General features: G+C 55.1%; 12 protein-coding genes. 5 read left to right on the top strand and 7 right to left on the bottom strand.

From position 1 onward, the window contains the following. The first annotated feature begins 1 nt into the window (after position 1). Together TPRIMZ1_RS0114385 and TPRIMZ1_RS0114380 are read left to right on the top strand one after the other, a co-directional pair. Positions 2–700, top strand: coding sequence for a tetratricopeptide repeat protein (locus tag TPRIMZ1_RS0114385; protein WP_010261547.1), 699 nt, complete (start codon positions 2–4; stop codon positions 698–700). Further along, positions 697–2754 carry an NHL repeat-containing protein gene (locus tag TPRIMZ1_RS0114380; RefSeq protein ID WP_010261545.1) on the top strand — a complete coding sequence of 686 codons (2058 nt, stop codon included), beginning with the start codon at positions 697–699 and terminating at the stop codon, positions 2752–2754. The genes TPRIMZ1_RS0114385 and TPRIMZ1_RS0114380 overlap by 4 nt, the downstream gene beginning before the upstream one ends. On the opposite strand, the gene thiI is transcribed toward TPRIMZ1_RS0114380, so the two are convergent. Genes thiI through TPRIMZ1_RS0114365 form a run of 3 tightly spaced genes read right to left on the bottom strand, consistent with a single transcriptional unit; the run spans position 2726 to position 6211 of the window. Further along, the gene (thiI, locus tag TPRIMZ1_RS0114375) at positions 2726–3973 is read right to left on the bottom strand and encodes a tRNA uracil 4-sulfurtransferase ThiI (protein ID WP_010261543.1); all 1248 of its coding nucleotides are present in this window, start codon (positions 3971–3973) and stop codon (positions 2726–2728) included. The genes TPRIMZ1_RS0114380 and thiI overlap by 29 nt on opposite strands. Beyond that, positions 3973–5112 (bottom strand): cysteine desulfurase family protein, encoded by a 1140-nt coding sequence (locus tag TPRIMZ1_RS0114370; RefSeq protein ID WP_010261540.1) that lies wholly within the window; start codon positions 5110–5112, stop codon positions 3973–3975. The genes thiI and TPRIMZ1_RS0114370 overlap by 1 nt, the downstream gene beginning before the upstream one ends. A 1-nt stretch (position 5113) precedes the next feature. Beyond that, entirely contained in the window at positions 5114–6211 is a 1098-nt protein-coding gene (locus tag TPRIMZ1_RS0114365) for an MraY family glycosyltransferase (protein ID WP_010261535.1), read from the bottom strand. Between the two features lie 158 nt (positions 6212–6369). Here TPRIMZ1_RS0114365 and thrA point away from each other — a divergent pair, with 158 nt between their 5' ends. Further along, positions 6370–8859 (top strand): bifunctional aspartate kinase/homoserine dehydrogenase I, encoded by a 2490-nt coding sequence (gene thrA, locus TPRIMZ1_RS0114360; RefSeq protein WP_232616842.1) that lies wholly within the window; start codon positions 6370–6372, stop codon positions 8857–8859. A gap of 27 nt (positions 8860–8886) precedes the next feature. Here the strand turns inward: thrA and TPRIMZ1_RS0114355 are convergent, their stop codons facing one another. The 3 genes from TPRIMZ1_RS0114355 to TPRIMZ1_RS20740 form a co-directional block, all read right to left on the bottom strand. After that, positions 8887–9834 carry an Rpn family recombination-promoting nuclease/putative transposase gene (locus TPRIMZ1_RS0114355; protein WP_010261531.1) on the bottom strand — a complete coding sequence of 316 codons (948 nt, stop codon included), beginning with the start codon at positions 9832–9834 and terminating at the stop codon, positions 8887–8889. 197 nt (positions 9835–10031) lie between these two features. Then, the gene (locus TPRIMZ1_RS0114350) at positions 10032–10868 is read right to left on the bottom strand and encodes a 4Fe-4S binding protein (RefSeq protein WP_010261528.1); all 837 of its coding nucleotides are present in this window, start codon (positions 10866–10868) and stop codon (positions 10032–10034) included. After that, positions 10834–11214 (bottom strand): hypothetical protein, encoded by a 381-nt coding sequence (locus TPRIMZ1_RS20740; protein ID WP_198429944.1) that lies wholly within the window; start codon positions 11212–11214, stop codon positions 10834–10836. The genes TPRIMZ1_RS0114350 and TPRIMZ1_RS20740 overlap by 35 nt, the downstream gene beginning before the upstream one ends. Positions 11215–11350: 136 nt before the next feature. Between TPRIMZ1_RS20740 and glgP the strand changes: the two genes are divergently transcribed. Further along, on the top strand, positions 11351–13891 hold the full coding sequence (gene glgP, locus TPRIMZ1_RS0114340) for an alpha-glucan family phosphorylase (protein ID WP_010261523.1): 2541 nt from the start codon (positions 11351–11353) through the stop codon (positions 13889–13891). 35 nt (positions 13892–13926) lie between these two features. Here glgP and TPRIMZ1_RS0114335 read toward each other — a convergent pair whose 3' ends face one another. Next, positions 13927–15279 (bottom strand): MFS transporter, encoded by a 1353-nt coding sequence (locus TPRIMZ1_RS0114335; protein WP_010261521.1) that lies wholly within the window; start codon positions 15277–15279, stop codon positions 13927–13929. A 108-nt stretch (positions 15280–15387) separates the two neighbouring features. On the opposite strand from TPRIMZ1_RS0114335, the gene TPRIMZ1_RS0114330 reads away from it, so the two are divergent. Further along, positions 15388–16080: an FKBP-type peptidyl-prolyl cis-trans isomerase gene (locus tag TPRIMZ1_RS0114330; RefSeq protein ID WP_010261519.1), complete on the top strand. Its 693-nt coding sequence runs from the start codon at positions 15388–15390 to the stop codon at positions 16078–16080. Positions 16081–16123 lie beyond the last annotated feature (43 nt).

The raw sequence follows: 16123 nt of genomic DNA, 5'->3' as shown, positions 1-16123 counted from the left end.
TATGGTGGAAAACCGGGTTTCTGAGGAAAGATTAAAAGAGGGGATACGGCTTTTCGGTTTAAAACGCTGGGAGGCGGCCCTGCAGGAACTGCTCAGAATCGATACGGGGCAATGCAGTGTCGAAGAAAATACGGAACTGTCCTACTATTTAGGGCTTTGTTATATGAAACTGGAACGGTTTGACGATGCCCTGCTCTATCTGGAGCAGGTGGTAACCAATAGTGAAGAACCCCTGCGGGTCTACCAGTGCCGGTTGACCCTGGCTTATGTGTATGTAATAACCAAGCGGGCCAAGCTGGCGGAATTTGAGCTGAACCGGCTTAGTAAGAGCGGGTTTGAGTCGGTGCAGATCTACACCACCCTGGGCTATGCCGCCTGGACACAGAAGCAGTATAAACAAGCGGTGGAGTACTACGAAAAGGCCATTGAACTGGATGAAAATAACGCCACCGCCATGAACGGTCTGGGCTATATTTTAGCGGATACCAATATGGATATATCCCGGGGTCTGCGCTTATGCCGGAAAGCGGTGGATAGGGCGCCTCAAAATGCGGCTTACCTGGATTCCCTGGGCTGGGCCTATTATAAGGGCGGAAATACCCAGGAATCCCGGGTTTGGCTCCGCCGGGCCTATGATCTGTCGTCCCATAATTCGGTGATCCGGGCTCATCTGCGCCTGGTTGTTGGGGATGGCTCGTGAGACCGGCGTATTCCTTGCTTATCGCCCTGGTTTTGGGCTTAGGTGGTATTGCCTTTGCCCAGGAGAGCGGCATAGGCGGGTTCGACCGGGATGCCCTGGCTGCCCGGGAGGAATTCCGTCTGGGGGTTCAGGCCTATAACCGGAGCGCCTTTAACGAGGCCATCCTTTCCTTTGAGCGATCCCTTTCCTTCAGACCCGGGGAAGCGTTGATCCTGGATTGGCTGGGCCGGGCCTACTACCGTTCGGGCATGGAGGATACCGCCCTGCGCCAGTGGCGTTCTGCGGTGGATTCCTACGGTCCTTCCAGCCGGGAAACCCTGGTCTTATCCAGCCGCATCGAAACGGTGCGGAACCGCCGCAGCCTCTTTTCCTCCCTTGATGATGAGATACGCTATGTGGAGGCCGGAACCTATCCCGGTATATCCGGGGATGTCCGGATATACCGGCAGCCAACCACGGTACTGCCCCTGGATGACGGTTCGGTCTGGGTGGTGGCCTACGGCAGCAACGAGATTGTACGCATAGACGTGAACGGCATAGTCCGTCAGCGCCAACGGGGGCCCCTGAACGGGTTCGACCGGCCCTACGACATGGTCCGGGGTTCGGATGGCAGACTCTACCTGTCGGAATTCCGCGGCGGCCGGGTAAGCATACTCAGCAGCCAGGGAGAATGGCAGGGCTATATCGGTTCCAAAGGCCGGGGGGAGGGGATGTTTATCGGTCCCCAGAACCTTACCATTGATGATGCGGGCTACCTCTATGTGGTGGATTACGGCAACAAGCGGATCTCCAAATTCGACCCCGACGGAGCCTTCGTGCTTTCCTTCGGGGGCCGTTCCGAGGGCTTCGCCGGTCTGCTTTCCCCCACGGGCATAGTCGCCCGGGAGGGCAGGATTTATGCCGCGGACAGTCTGGCCCGGCGGATCTACATATTCGATTCGGACGGGGACTACCTGGGGATACTCATATCCGAGGGACTCCATGGCCCGGAAAGCCTTACCCTCTTGGACGATGGCCGGATCCTGGCGGCCGATGCCAACCGTCTCCTGATTATCGATCCGAATTCCGCGCTGATCCGCGAGCTGGGCCTTCTGGGGAATCCACGGGTACGTATCGCCGGGGCCCGGGCGGACGGAAATGGCAATATTCTGGCGGCGAATTTTGAAGGTGATGAGGTCTCGGTGATGACCCCCTTGGACGATATGGCCGCGGGGCTCTTTGTCCAGATAGAACGGGTAATTTCGGATAACTTTCCCCGGATCACCGTGGAAGTCCAGGTTCAAGACCGGCGGCGGCGGCCCATTGTTGGGCTGGACGCCCGGAATTTCCTGCTTACCGAGGAAGGCCGGGCTGCGGGGGAGCAAAATTTCCTCACCGCCGCCTTCCGTTCCGAAACTTCGGATATAAGTATTCTATTGGATCGTTCCCCAACCGCTCTTTCCATGCAGCCGGATCTGAACGTTGCTATCCGGGATATCCAGGCTGCGGGTTCCCGGATTGTCTCCCTCATCTCCGCGGGGGAACAGCCCCTGCGTGAACGGATCGAAGGTACCGCCCCATCCCTGAGCGCCCTTACTACCGCAGCCCGGGGAAGTTCATCCTCCTACTCCCTCCGCTGGCGTTTTGATATGGGGCTCCGGCTGGCCGCCACGGATCTTTTAAACGGCGCTAAAAAGCGGGCGGTGGTTTTTATCAGTTCCGGGAATCTGGGTGAACTGGCCTTTGAGCAGTACGGCCTCTCCGAACTGGCGGCATACCTGGCCAATAACGGCATCATCTTTTACGGCGTAATGCTGGGCGGGAATCCCGCCGCCGAAGAAATACGCTACCTTTGTGAACAGACCGGTGGGCAGGTACTGTCCCTCTACCGGAGCGAAGGCATCACCCCGGTTCTAAAGGACCTCAACACCAAAGCTGTGGGATCCTATATCCTCAGCTACCGTACCGGCCTCCCCACCGACTTTGGCCGGGCCTATCTTCCGGTGGAAGCCGAAGTCTACCTCATGGAACGCTCCGGCAGGGATGCTACGGGCTATTTCCCGCCGATAGAATAGGGCTTGGCGCCGTACCCGGAAACCCGCACCGTTCCACCACACTTTCTTTGACCGCTTTCTCGATCAGCTCCTCTAACTGTAGTGAATCGTAGAGCCGGTTCGCCTCCGCCGGATCTCCCCGCAGGATAGGGTGGGGCGGGCTGAAGAGCACGCAGCAATCCTGATAGGGCAGTATCGAGGTTTCGTAGGTGCCGATTTCTTCGGCCTTCCGGATGATAGCATCCTTGTGCATACCGATAAGGGGACGGAGCACCGGTATCCCCAGGCGGCTTTGGGTGCAGGTGATGTTTTCCACGGTTTGGCTGGCCACTTGGGAAAGGCTTTCCCCGGTGATGAGACATTTGCTGCGCCGGAGTTTAGCGATTCTTTCTGCGCCTTCCATCATGGCCATGCGGAGGAGTATCGTGGCCCAGGCGGCCGGGGCCCCCTCCTTTATTCGCATCTGGAGCTCCGTATAGCCCACGGTATAGAGCCGTATGCCCAGGGAAAAGCGGCCCACAATTTCCGCCAGACGTATCGCCTTTTGCCGGGCTTCCTCGGAGGTGTAGGGATAGGCGTGGAAGTAGACTGCGTCGATCTTCATGCCCCGGGAGGCCATCATATAGCCCGCAACCGGGGAATCGATGCCGCCTGAAAGGAGGAGCATACCCCGTCCGGCGGTTCCCACCGGGAGACCTCCGCCGCCCTTACGGCCAAAACCATAAATATAGGCTCTTTCCCGGATTTCCACCGCAATAGTACCCTGGGGATGGCGGACATCAACCTGTAGTTCCGGTAAAGCTTCGGTTACGGCGTCCCCGGCTTTGCAGGCTATGTTGTAGGAGTCCAGGGGGAAGCTCTTATCGGTACGGCGGGCATTGATTTTAAAGCTGCGTAGTCCCCCTTCAAAAAGGGTTTTCGCTTCGCTTACACAGGCGGCGCATACCGCTTCTATCGTTTTTTCGGCGATCCTGGTTTTTGCCCAGCCGCTTATACCCATGAGATGATTCAAGGCATCCTCAACCTGGGATTCCCCCTCACTGGGACACCGTACATAGTAACGGCCATGGGTAGTTTCTATCTGCGCGGGAAACTTCGTTGCAAGTGGCGCTCTGCTTCCCCGGAGCAGATCCCGAAGGTTCCGCTTGAGGATCTGTTCAAAATCAGCCCGGTTTCCCCCCTTAAGGGTGAGTTCCCCCAGCTTTAAGAGATACACGGTCTTATCCTTTGAACCTTCCATTAGAGGACCTCCAGGATTTTCCCGATAGCGGCTATGAGTTTTTCGATATCGTCCATAGAAGATGACCAGCCCTGAGAAATGCGTATTCCCTCAAGGCTTTGATCCCCCTTTATCCCCATGGCTTCCAGGACCGGCCGTCTTTGCTCCCGGGAAGAACAGGCGGAGCCCGTGGAAACCGCAAAGCCCGCGTCATCCAGAGCCCGGGCCATAACCTCCCCGGGGATGCCCCGAAAACCCGCCTGGAGTATCCAGGGAGAAAAGCGATCATCCTCGTCCCGGCGATCTTCGGGGATCAGGGTACAGCGGTCCAGGCCTCGCAGGGCGCGGATCAACGCCGCCCACCGTTCGCTTGCCGCGGCATAGCCCGCCTGAACCGTCCGGGGCTCCGCAAGACGCTCCATGCAGTCCGCAATGGCGCAGGCGGCGGCGGTATTTTCCGTACCCGGCCTGATGCCCCCCTCCTGGCCGCCCCCAACACCGAGAACTTCCAGGGACTGCGCGGTCCGACGGAGCCAGAGCAGGCCTATGCCACGGGGCCCACCAATTTTATGGGCGCTGAAGGAAGCGGAATCCAGGTCCCAGCGGGAGATATCCAGGGGAACCTTTCCCAGGGCCTGGACCAGGTCGCTGTGGATATGGACAGGCGGCCCTTTGCGGTTCCTAATTACCTTCACCAAGGCCGGTATGTCCATCACCGCACCGGTTTCGTTGTTTACCCCCATGATTGCCGCAAAGCGTGTTCCCGGCAGCCTAGCCAGGGCCGTTTCCAGGGTTTTTTCGCTGACCCTGCCGTCCTTTTCTACCCCGATACAACCCAGGCTTATTCCCAGCCGTTCCAGGATCAGGGCGTTTTCCCCCACCGAGGGATGTTCCACCGCAGAAATCAAGAGGGCTGCGTTTTTCCGAAGGAGCAGGGAATGGAGAGGTATGGCGTTGGATTCGGTACCCCCGGAAGTAAAATACAGTTCCTTAGGCTGAACACCCAGAATCTTCGCGCACCGGGACCGGGCGTTTTCCAGGGCTAAACGGGCTGTACGGCCTTCAAGGTGCTGTGAAGAGGGGTTGCCGAAGGGGGTAGTGACGAAACCAGCTTCCGAAGGAAGGGCCGTGGCAGCCCAATCGAAGTAATGCCGGTCCATATTAAGCGGCGGGGTCTTTTCGCTTCCGTATCACATGCCGGTTCACGAAATGAATGGTAATAAAGAAGGCCGAGGTAGCCACATAGGCCGCTCCCAGGAGAATCAGGGAAAGGGCGCCCTTATACCGAATAGACTCGAATACCAGGATCCCCAGGAGTATCTGCAACCCGTATAGAATGGCGTCCACCCCCCGTGCATTGAAACCCAGGTTCATGAGCTTATGATGAATATGCAGCCGGTCGGGGGTGTCGATCCGCCGCCTGTCCCGTATCCGCCGCCAGATTGCGGCAAAGGTATCAAAAATCGGGATACCGAGCAGGGCGGCAGCGTAGAGGAGGGGAAATCCGGAGGGCGCTCCCCCGGCATTTAGCAAAGGCAGCAAGGCCAGGATAAATCCTAAAAACTGGCTGCCCCCGTCACCCATAAATATTTTCGCCCTGGGGAAGGGCATATTGAAGACAAGAAACCCCACCAGAGCAGCGCTAAGGCAGAGGCATATAAGAATCATGGCGCTGTTATTGGCAATACGCGAAAAAATAAGGGCGAAAAAGAGGGATGCCAGGGCCGAAATACCACCTGCAAGGCCGTCCACCCCGTCAATCAGGTTTACCGCATTGGTAAGCCCAACAATCCAGAGAAAAGTAACGGGATAGCGCAGCCAGTTCAGGTTTCCCAGGATTCCTTGATTGATAAAAGTGATACTTTGGAAGGTATAGCCGGACATGACAACCAGAAAAGCCGCTATAATCTGGATAAGAAGCTTGAACCGAGGCGCCATGGGCCTAAAATCATCAAAAACCCCGGAAATAAAGACCAGGATCATCGCAATAAGGGGGAACAGGAAGGGAAGATGAAACACAATGCCGGGAATGAGCTCTACCGGAAGCAGGGGGATGATAAAACCTATACCGATACACATGCAGATAAAAGCTGAGGCAAAACCTATGCCCCCCAGACGGGGGATGGCGCCGGTATGGATTTTACGTTCATCGATAGGATCGTACCAGGATTTTTTATGGGACAGAACGAGAACTTGAGCAACAATGATGACTGAGATCACAAAGGATGCAATTATAACAATGCCAAAAACAAATACCATGCCGAGGTACTCCCGAGTTACCCTGATTTTTATACATGATACTTATAGAACAAAAAAAAGTCCAGCTATGTGTATTATGTTATGTGCATTATAATGATTTTTAGGCAAACCGGTTGATAAATACCTGGAAAAAGCGTATTAATTTCAGACTGGGGGCTATGATGTTGGTACTGAAATTTGGAGGCACCTCCGTAGGGTCTCCTGAGGCGATTGGGAAACTGATAACCATTCTTGGAGACCCGGAACATGCCCGCAAGGTCCGGGTGGTCGTGGTGTCCGCCCTATCGGGGATGACCGATTCTCTTATTGGGGTGGCTAGACAGGCCGCTGCCGGAGAAAGCGCCTATGTTGCAGCGGTAAAAGCGATGGAGGACCGGCACCGCAAAATAAGCCGGGCTTTCCTTGCAGGAGAAAACCGACAGGACGCCGATGCCGCCATAAAAGCAGTGTTTGTTGAATTGAACCGTACCCTGGACGGGATAGGTATACTCCGGGAACTTTCGCCCCGGATCCTCGACTATGTGATGAGCTTTGGGGAAAGGCTTTCCGCGACGCTCATCGCCCGGATCTGTACTGCCGGGGGCATTCCTTCGGAATACCTGGATACCCGCCCCCTTATCCTGACCGACGATAATTACGGCGCCGCCCAGTACCGGTCCGAAGAAACCTATAGCCGGATTCGTTCATACTTGAGGAAAAATACCGTTCTTCAAATAGCCACGGGCTTTATCGGTTCCACCGCCGAAGGATACACCACTACCCTGGGCCGGGGCGGTTCGGACCTGAGCGCCGCTATTTTCGGCGCCGCCATCGGGGCAAAGACCGTGGAAATCTGGACCGACGTGGACGGCATACTTACCGCGGATCCCAAGCTCGTAAAAAGCGCCTTTAGGATCAGTTCCCTTTCATATAACGAAGCCATGGAGCTTTCCCACTTCGGCGCCAAGGTCCTCCACCCACCCACGGTACGCCCGGCCCTGGAAAAGGGTATCCCCATTTGGATACGGAATACCTTCAACCCCGAAGGCGGCGGTACCCTGATCAGCGACAAGGCGGATCCCGGGGATTACCCTATCCGGGGGATCAGCTCCATGGGGAACATCACCCTGGTACGGGTCCAGGGGTCCGGTATGGTAGGGGTCGCCGGTTTTTCCTCCCGGCTTTTCGGCGCCCTGGCCCGCAAAAGGATCAGCGTTATCCTTATTAGCCAGGCCTCCAGCGAATACTCCATCTGTTTCGCCGTGGCGCCCCAGGACGGACAGGCCGCAGCCCAGGCGATTCGGGAAGAGTTTGTCCGGGAAATAGCCGACGCCGCCATTGAGGATCCGGTGGTGGAGAATGACCTGGCGATCATCGCCGTGGTGGGTTCCAACATGGAGCATACCCCGGGGATCTCCGGCAAGGTCTTCCACGCCCTGGGCCGGAGCGGGGTCAACGTAATTGCCATTGCCCAGGGTTCCTCGGAAATTAACATCTCTGCGGTTATCCACAGCAAGGATGTAATCAAAGCCCTCAGCGCAGTCCACGAAGCCTTCTTTCTGGCGGAGGTTCGCTCGGTGAACCTTTTCCTCCTGGGTATAGGTCTTATCGGCGGCACCCTGCTGGAACAGATTGTCGGCCACCACGAGATCCTGGCGGATGAATACAAGATACGGATCAAGGTGGTGGGGATAGCCAATTCCAAGCGGATGATCTTTAATCCCAGGGGGCTGGCTCCCAAAAAGATCAAGGCCGTTCTGACCAGCGGGGATCAATCGAATGCCTCGGCGGGTACAGAAATATTCCCCCTTGATCTGGGAGAATTTATCCGCAGGATGAAATCCTTCAACATGCCCAACACGGCCTTCTGTGACTGTACCGCCAGCGATCAGGTCTCCGCCCTGTACGCAGAAATACTGAAATCTAACATACCCATCGTCACCCCCAATAAACGGGCCAATTCCGGATCCTTCGAGTACTACAAAACCCTTAGGGGCTATTCCAAGAATCGGGGTATTCCCTATCTCTACGAAACCACGGTCTGTGCAGGCCTCCCGGTGATATCAACCCTCCGGGATCTGGCCCTGTCCGGGGACAAGGTCCGGCGTATTGAGGCGGTTCTTTCGGGCACCCTGAGTTTTATCTTTAATAATTATGACGGCAGTAAAAGTTTTTCCGCCCTGGTCAGGGAAGCCAAAGCCAAGGGTTACACCGAGCCGGATCCCCGGGACGATCTTAATGCCATGGACGCCGCCCGTAAGGCCCTGATCCTGGCCCGGGAATGCGGGATGTCCCTGGAATTCAGCGCCGTGGACATAGAACCCCTGCTCCCCCCGTCCTGCTTTAAAGCCAACGGGGTGGACGCCTTCTTTGCGGAGCTGGAAAAGGCAGACGAAGATTTTGAGAAACGCAGGAAAGCTGCGGCGGCGGATGGCGCGGTCCTGCGCTATGTGGCGGTCATTGAGGAAGGTTCCGCCCGAATCTCCCTGCGCGCCGAAAAGCCCGGAAGCCCCTTCCTGTCTCTGGTGGATTCGGACAACATCGTGGTTATCACCACCGACCGTTACTCCAAGCTGCCCATGGTGATAAAAGGCCCCGGCGCCGGCGCCCAGGTTACCGCGGGCGGGGTCTTCGCAGATATTGTGCGGATCGCCCGGACCTTGGTATAGGCTTAGCAGCGTGGATCAGGACCGCAACTAATACGTATCCTTACCGGCTTCCAGCAGCTTGCGGTTAAGTTCCGCTATCGCCCGGTCCTTTTCCCCAAGTATTCGGTCCTTTTCTTCCAGCGCCAGCCGGGCTTTCTCGGCCCCATCTTCCAAGCCCTTATCGTAGGCGTTGCTTATGCCGGACCTGTAGTCCATGGCCATCTTCTCCCGGAACAAGCTCCGTGCCCAGTGTTCCTCATCATGGCTTATCTTTTTTAATGCACGATCCGCCTTCATGATTCCTTCTTCCTTTTGGCAAAGTTCTCCTATCAGGGCTGCCATCTTTTTGACGTTCCTGTACTTAAAAAATATACCCCACTTTTGGTCCGCAGACAATACGGATACATCTCTTTTACCGCTTAAGCATTCCCGGGCTACCTTCTTCAGTTTGGGCAGCTCATAAAAAATTGACGATACCACATCGCTCAATTGGTCATGCTCTTCCTCTTCCTGCATGAAGTAGCGCCGGGGGACCTTGTCGCTCTCGGAAAAAAGGATAAAATCGAGAAAAAATATCTGATACACCCGTCGTATCTGTTTGTAACTCTTCCCCCGCTTGGCCTGGCCGGAGAGCATGCGGGCAGCTAAAAAGACTGACCTGACCTTAATGTTATCATCAGTCCGTTGAACCTGCATTTCAAGATCCGCTAGCTCGCCATTATTAAAGCGGATGTGGATGTCCAGGCGGACGGTCTTGCCGGTAAGGAACTCCGGAAGTAGCTCATTGTTCTGTATAGACAGAACGGTGACGGGGCGGCCTATGCAGGCGGAGAGTAGATGCCTCAGGGCTTCCCGGGAGTCCTCGTTGTTGGCGGTGAATAGGCTTTTAAAGCCAAAGTCGACGAGGATGTCCAGGGGGACGCCCTGTTTAGCGTTTTCCCGTGCCTTACGACGCAGCTCGCCCCACAGAAAGGGGGCTAGGTAGGATAGTTTCATGATAGTTTCTTTATAGGCTTAAGCCCAGGTTTTAGGCGCAGCTATACGGCCCGCTGTGTATAAGAGGAAGCTGTGATGAAAAATACTTTAGCTGGAGGATAAATTTCGCAAAAAATAGTGTTTTTATATGAGCAGGCGTTCCGTCAATTTATGGAGAGAAACGTAGCAGGAAACGGTAGTTATTAGGATTGGCCCCCTCAGCTCCGTACCTGGGTTGGTATCCCGTTCTCGCAGGGCACGGCGGTCTGGCACTTCCCGCAGCCATAGCGGGGCCGGTGTTTTTCCCTGGTACGGTTCAGGAATGCTGAACAGGGGGGGTGATTCTTCCCTTCCTCCAGGGAGATGGCTTTGACCGGGCAATGCCGGGCGCAGGCGCCGCAGCGGGTACAGTAGTCGTTCGTTCCGGAGTAGGGCCGGGGGGTGGGCTCGAAATACGCGCCGGTAATGAGGCTGATAAAACGGCCGGAGATGCCCTTGGGGGTGATAAGCCCCCGGGAAAGGCCGAAGGTCCCCAGGCCGCATACATGGGCCACATGGCGCTCGGACCAGTTACTGGTGTAGTAATTCTGTTCGGTCTTATCGGTAGTGAGGGGGCTTTGTGTAGAGAACCGTGGATCGAGCATCGGAGATATACAGTCGAAGCCCCGGTCCTTCAGGAACGCTATGACATGCCGGCCCAGTTCTTCTAAAAAGGCCTGGCCTTCGATTCTGGCATGGAGCCATTCGTCGGCGGGCCATCCCATGTTTTGACGGTTCGCTTTTTTTACCTGTTCCGTATGGGGGAAAAACACCGATACTACCGTTTTGGCGCTCCCCAGCCAGTCCTGCGGCAGGAGAAAATGCTCTCCAATTACACCGGGCTTTTTCAGTTCCCCAAAATAGGGATCATCCGCCGCGGCAAAACCTACCAGGGGCTCAGCAAAAAAGGGCATCCCCGCCAGATCCGGCCGCAGGGCAACATCTTTGACCACCGAATTGCTCTGGGCGTCGTTTACCAGTTCATTGATAAGCCCGGTTAATACTTCCTTTTCCATGACTATCCCCTAAGTTCCCCGCGTTACTTACAACGAAGTTCCCCGCGTAAAAACGTGATGATATCCGCTCCGGAAGGGGCGGCGATATTTCCCGGATCACCGCCTTTGCCGGGTCGGCGCAGCCCACCCCCAGTTTTTCCGCCAGGCCTATGTAGGGAATCTCTTCCACCCGGTAACCCATCTGGGTTGCGGGCCATGCGTCGCAGAGCACCGGGTCCCGGGCGGCATAGAGCTTTCGCCGCTCCCGAGGGCCAATCAGATCCGCCAGGGCTGCCGCCTCCGCCAAAGCATAGGCCATATCATCGATTTTTTCCCCGTAGCTCACCAAAATTTCATTCTTTTCCATAAATTTCGTATTATCTGCTTTCCCTTTATCCCGATTCAAGTACCCGAATATCGAAAAAAAGTAATAAATTTCATTAAAATCACAATAAATTTCCCTAAGCGTTGACAAGCTTTTCATTGAAGCATAAGCTATAGTTATGAATATAGCTACCTATACGGTTAAACCGAAACTTCCCAATTCCCTTAAACCATTGGAAGAGATTGCCCGCAATCTCTGGCTTTCCTGGAATTTTGACGCGGTCCAGCTCTTTATCCGCCTGGATTATGATGTTTGGCTCAAATCCCAGCAAAGTCCAATTCGGACCTTAGGTATGGTCAGCCAGGAACGTCTGGCGGAGGTAGCTAAGGATGATTCCTATCTCGCCGCCCTCAACGAGGTTTATGGCCGGTTTTTAAAATATAAAAAAGGCGAAACCTGGTACCGGGGTTCCAAAAAGGATGTGGTAGCCTATTTCTCTATGGAATACGGTATGGACGTGTCCCTCCCCATCTATTCAGGCGGCTTGGGTATGCTTTCCGGGGATCATATGAAGACCTCTTCCGATATGGGGCTGCCCCTGGTGGGTATCGGTCTTTTGTACCGGCAGGGTTATTTTAAGCAGTACCTCAATGCCGATGGGTTCCAGCAGGAAACGTATCCGGAAAACGACTGGTACAATATGCCGGTGGAACGGAAGAACGATAAAAACGGTGATCCTATCAAAATTTCTGTAGATATGGCCGGTCGTGTTGCCCTAGCCCAAATCTGGGAAGTCAAGGTGGGCCGTAGTTTCCTCTATCTTCTGGATACCAATATCGAAGAAAACGCACAGGATTTCCGGAATATCACCTCCAGTCTCTACGGAGGGGACAAGGAAACCCGGATTCAGCAGGAGATTCTCCTGGGAATCGGGGGCATCCGTGCGCTCCGGGCCTTGGGGATCAACCCCGCCGCAACCCACATGAACGAAGGCCATGCTGCCTTCCTTGGTCTGGAACGGGCCCGGGAAATCATGCAGGAAAAACACTTTAGCTTTGATGAAGCCCACGAAGTAGTGTGGCCTACCAATATCTTCACCACCCATACCCCGGTACCTGCGGGTAATGAACGGTTTGACGTGGGGCTTATTGAAAAATATTTCCGGTCCTGGACCCAGATTCTGGGTATTTCCTGGAAGGATTTCCTCGGCCTTGGCCGTGAGCGGGTCTACGATGATCACGAATCCTTCTGCATGACCGTCCTGGCCCTTAAGTTTGCCGCCTATGCCAACGGGGTGTCCAAGCTCCACGGTGAAGTTAGCCGGCAGATGTGGAAGGGTCTCTGGCCCAACCTACCCCTGGGTGAAGTACCCATTGATCATGTTACCAACGGGGTACACCCCCGGACCTGGGTTTCAAACAATATGGTGGACCTTCTGGACCGCTACTTTGGGCCTCATTTTAACGATGAACCTACGGAGCTTTCTATATGGGACCGCATGGACCGTATCTCCGATGAAGAGCTGTGGCGCACCCATGAGAGGCGCCGTGAACGGTTGGTGGCCTTTGCCCGGGACCGGATCCGGCAGAACCTCAAGCGGAACGGAGCGGTGGAACGCCGTATCCAGAAGGCCGAGGACGCCCTTTCTCCCTATGTCCTTACCTTGGCTTTTGCCCGTCGGTTTGCCACCTATAAGCGGGGTAACCTGCTCCTCCGTGACCCGGACCGGCTGCTCAGGCTCCTCAAGGACAACGACAGGCCCATCCAGCTGATCTTTGCCGGAAAAGCCCACCCCATGGATATGCCCGGGAAGGAGCTGATCAAGGAGCTCGTTCACTTTGCGGAACACCACGATGTGGAAAGCCGGATCATCTTCCTGGAAAACTACGACATGACCATGTCCCATTATCTTACCGCCGGTGCCGACGTGTGGCTCAATACACCCCGCCGACCCCTGGAAGCATCGGGTACCAGCGGTATGAAGGCCGCCATGAACGGAGTCCTGAATTGTTCTATCCTGGACGGATGGTGGGATGAAGCCTACAACCCCGAAGTGGGTTGGGCCATTGGCCGCGGTGAGGAATACGAGGATACGAAATTACAGGACGAAGTGGAGAGCAAGGCCCTCTACGACCTCCTGGAACGGGAAATTATCCCCATGTTCTATCAGCGTGGACGTGATGGTCTGCCCCGGGAATGGATCAAGATGATGAAGACCTGTATGAAGGAGATTGGTCATTCCATGTCCAGTCACCGCATGCTTATGGATTATTCCAATAAGTTCTATTTCCCAGCCCTGAAGAATTACCGCCGTTTGAGCAAAGATGATTATGCGGAAGGTAAGTCCCTGGCCGCTTATATCAACAAGCTCCACCAGGCTTGGGAAACTCTGAAGATCTCCAAAATTGAGTCCAACTCGAAACCGGTGATGCAGCGTGGGGATTCCCTTACGGTGACCGCTCACATTGAGCTGGGCGCCCTTCAGCCCGATGAAGTTCTGGTAGAGCTGTACCACGGTACCGTATCGAACCAGAGCAACGATATTACGAATGCTCGGCGCTCAGAGATGAGGCCCATCGGTAATGAAGGCAATAGCCACGTGTATCAGGTGCGGGTCGAATGTTCCGATACGGGCCAGCAGGGCCACACGGTACGGATTCTGCCCAAGCACGAAGCTCTGGTGCATCCCTACCGCAGCGGTTTGATCAAGTGGGCGTAACAGCTTAGGCTGAACCTGCCAATGTTTTTTGAACTTTACCCCCGGTTTTGGCCGGGGGTTTTTATTTCCCGGAAAGCCTTCTCGTCCAGCGGGTAGAACTGTATCACCACTAATGCGCCGATAAATATGATCGCCGGTATGGGGCCGATGAGGAACCGTATTGCCATGATTGCTCCGGAGCCCTGAACCGCCTCGGCGATGTAGCCCCCCAGGGAGAGGATGATCCCGGAAAGAAACACCGATAGGGCGGTGCCGAGCTTGGAAACAAAGGTCCACATCCCGTAATAGGCCCCCTCGTTCCGTTCTCCGTCTCTTGTGGCGGCGAAGTCTATAGTGTCCGGGACCATGGCGTAGGGGGCAACGTAACTGAATCCAACCCCTATGCCGGCGTATACCATCATGCCTAGGAAAAAATGAGGCCCCAGGATGTGGCCCAGGAAAAAGATGATAATACAGGCGCTGGAGATGATCCCAAAACAGATTTGGTAGGTCCGCTTTTTCCCGATCCGCTTAGAGACCAGTACGGATATGGGGATAAACACCATTGCTACCAGGAGGAGGAGCAGCATAGCTATGGTGGTAAGGTCCGCCGAATTGTACACGTACCGGGTATAATAGACCAGGATACTTTGAACGAAGGTCAGGGCCATAATATGGAAAGCATAGGTGAGGAGGAGCAGTACGAAGGGCTTGTTCGAAAAAACTGCCCGGTAGGTTGAAAGCAGGCTGCCGGTGGGGAGATCTGCCTTGGTGTGCACCTTTTCTTTGGTCCCGCAAAAGGTGAGCAGGGTGGTGATCAGCATCACGGTTCCCAGGATGAGCCCCATCATGGAAAAGCCCCGCGCCTTGGTGGGGAAAATATCCACCAGGGGCTGGACTGCGGCGGCGCCCAGGATGGTGCCGAAGATGGCGCAGCCGAAACGGTAGCCGTTCAGGCTGGTCCGCTCGTGGTAATCGTCGCTTAATTCCGGCGTTAGGGAAGAGTAGGGGATATTGATCACCGTGGCGGCGGTGTTGAGGAGCATCAGCGCCAGGGTAGCCCAGATGGTTAGGGCAAGGCTGCCTGAAAACCCGGGCTTGGTGAAGAAGAACCACATGGCAAGCAGCATGGGGATGGCGCCGAAGAGCAGGTATGGCCGGCGGCGTCCCCAGCGGGAAAGGGTGCGGTCGCTGATAAAGCCCATCACGGGGTCCGTAACCGCATCCCAGGCCTTGCCCATCATCACCGCAGTCCCCGCCAGGGCTGCGGCGAGTCCTACCGTATCGGTCAGGAAATTCAGGGTCCAGAAGCCCATGAGGGTAAAAAACATATTACCCCCCAAATCGAATATGCCAAAGCCCAGTTTTTGTTTAACCGATAATCCGCCGCCGACCATACTTTTATCCATAGCTCCAAAATTACTATATGACGCCTTGCAGTGCTAGGGGGTTTCCATTATGCTAAGTTATCCCCGGGAAAGTATATCCTGGAATCTTATTCAAGCATGGAATGAAAAATGTTAAAGAAAGTTGTATTTTCTCTGCTCGTTGCTACCAATGTATTATTTGCCTGTAATGCCAAAGGAGTATCCGATAGGAATTCCGATGCAAATGCAAATTCGGCGGATGCCGATACCAGTTATGCCTTTGGGGTTGCCCTTGGATCGGACTTCAAACAGGCCGGGCTAAGCTTTGATTATGACGCCCTGATCAAGGGCTTTCGGGATACTCTGGAGGGTAAGGAAACCAGGATTACCCTGGAAGAGGCGATTCCCCTGATCCAGACCGCCATGAGGGATGCCATGACCAAGGTGGCGGAAGAAAACAAGCAAAAAGGGCTTGATTTTTTAACTGAAAACGGCAAAAAACCGGGGATTACGACCACCTCCAGCGGTCTCCAGTACGAGATTATCAGTTCCGGAACCGGTCCCAAACCTCAGTCTTTCAACACGGTTTCGGTAAACTATGAGGGTACCCTCATGGACGGAACGGTCTTTGACAGCTCCTACGACCGGGGCGAGCCCACGGAATTCCCCCTGGATCAGGTTATTCCCGGCTGGACCGAGGGTATCCAACTGATGGAAGTGGGTAGTACCTACCGCCTATTCATCCCTTCGGACTTGGCCTACGGCGAACAGGGGGTACAGAATTTTATTCCCCCCCATTCAACTTTGATATTCAAGGTGGAACTGCTGGGAATCTTGGAATAATATCCCTTTTTTCGGACTTATCGGCATAATCGGGTGTGGGGAG

The sequence above is a fragment of the Treponema primitia ZAS-1 genome (assembly GCF_000297095.1).
Taxonomy (GTDB): Bacteria; Spirochaetota; Spirochaetia; order Treponematales; family Breznakiellaceae; genus Termitinema; species Termitinema primitia_A.
Note: the sequence above shows the minus strand (reverse complement) of the source record. Positions and strands in the feature narration are given on the sequence as shown.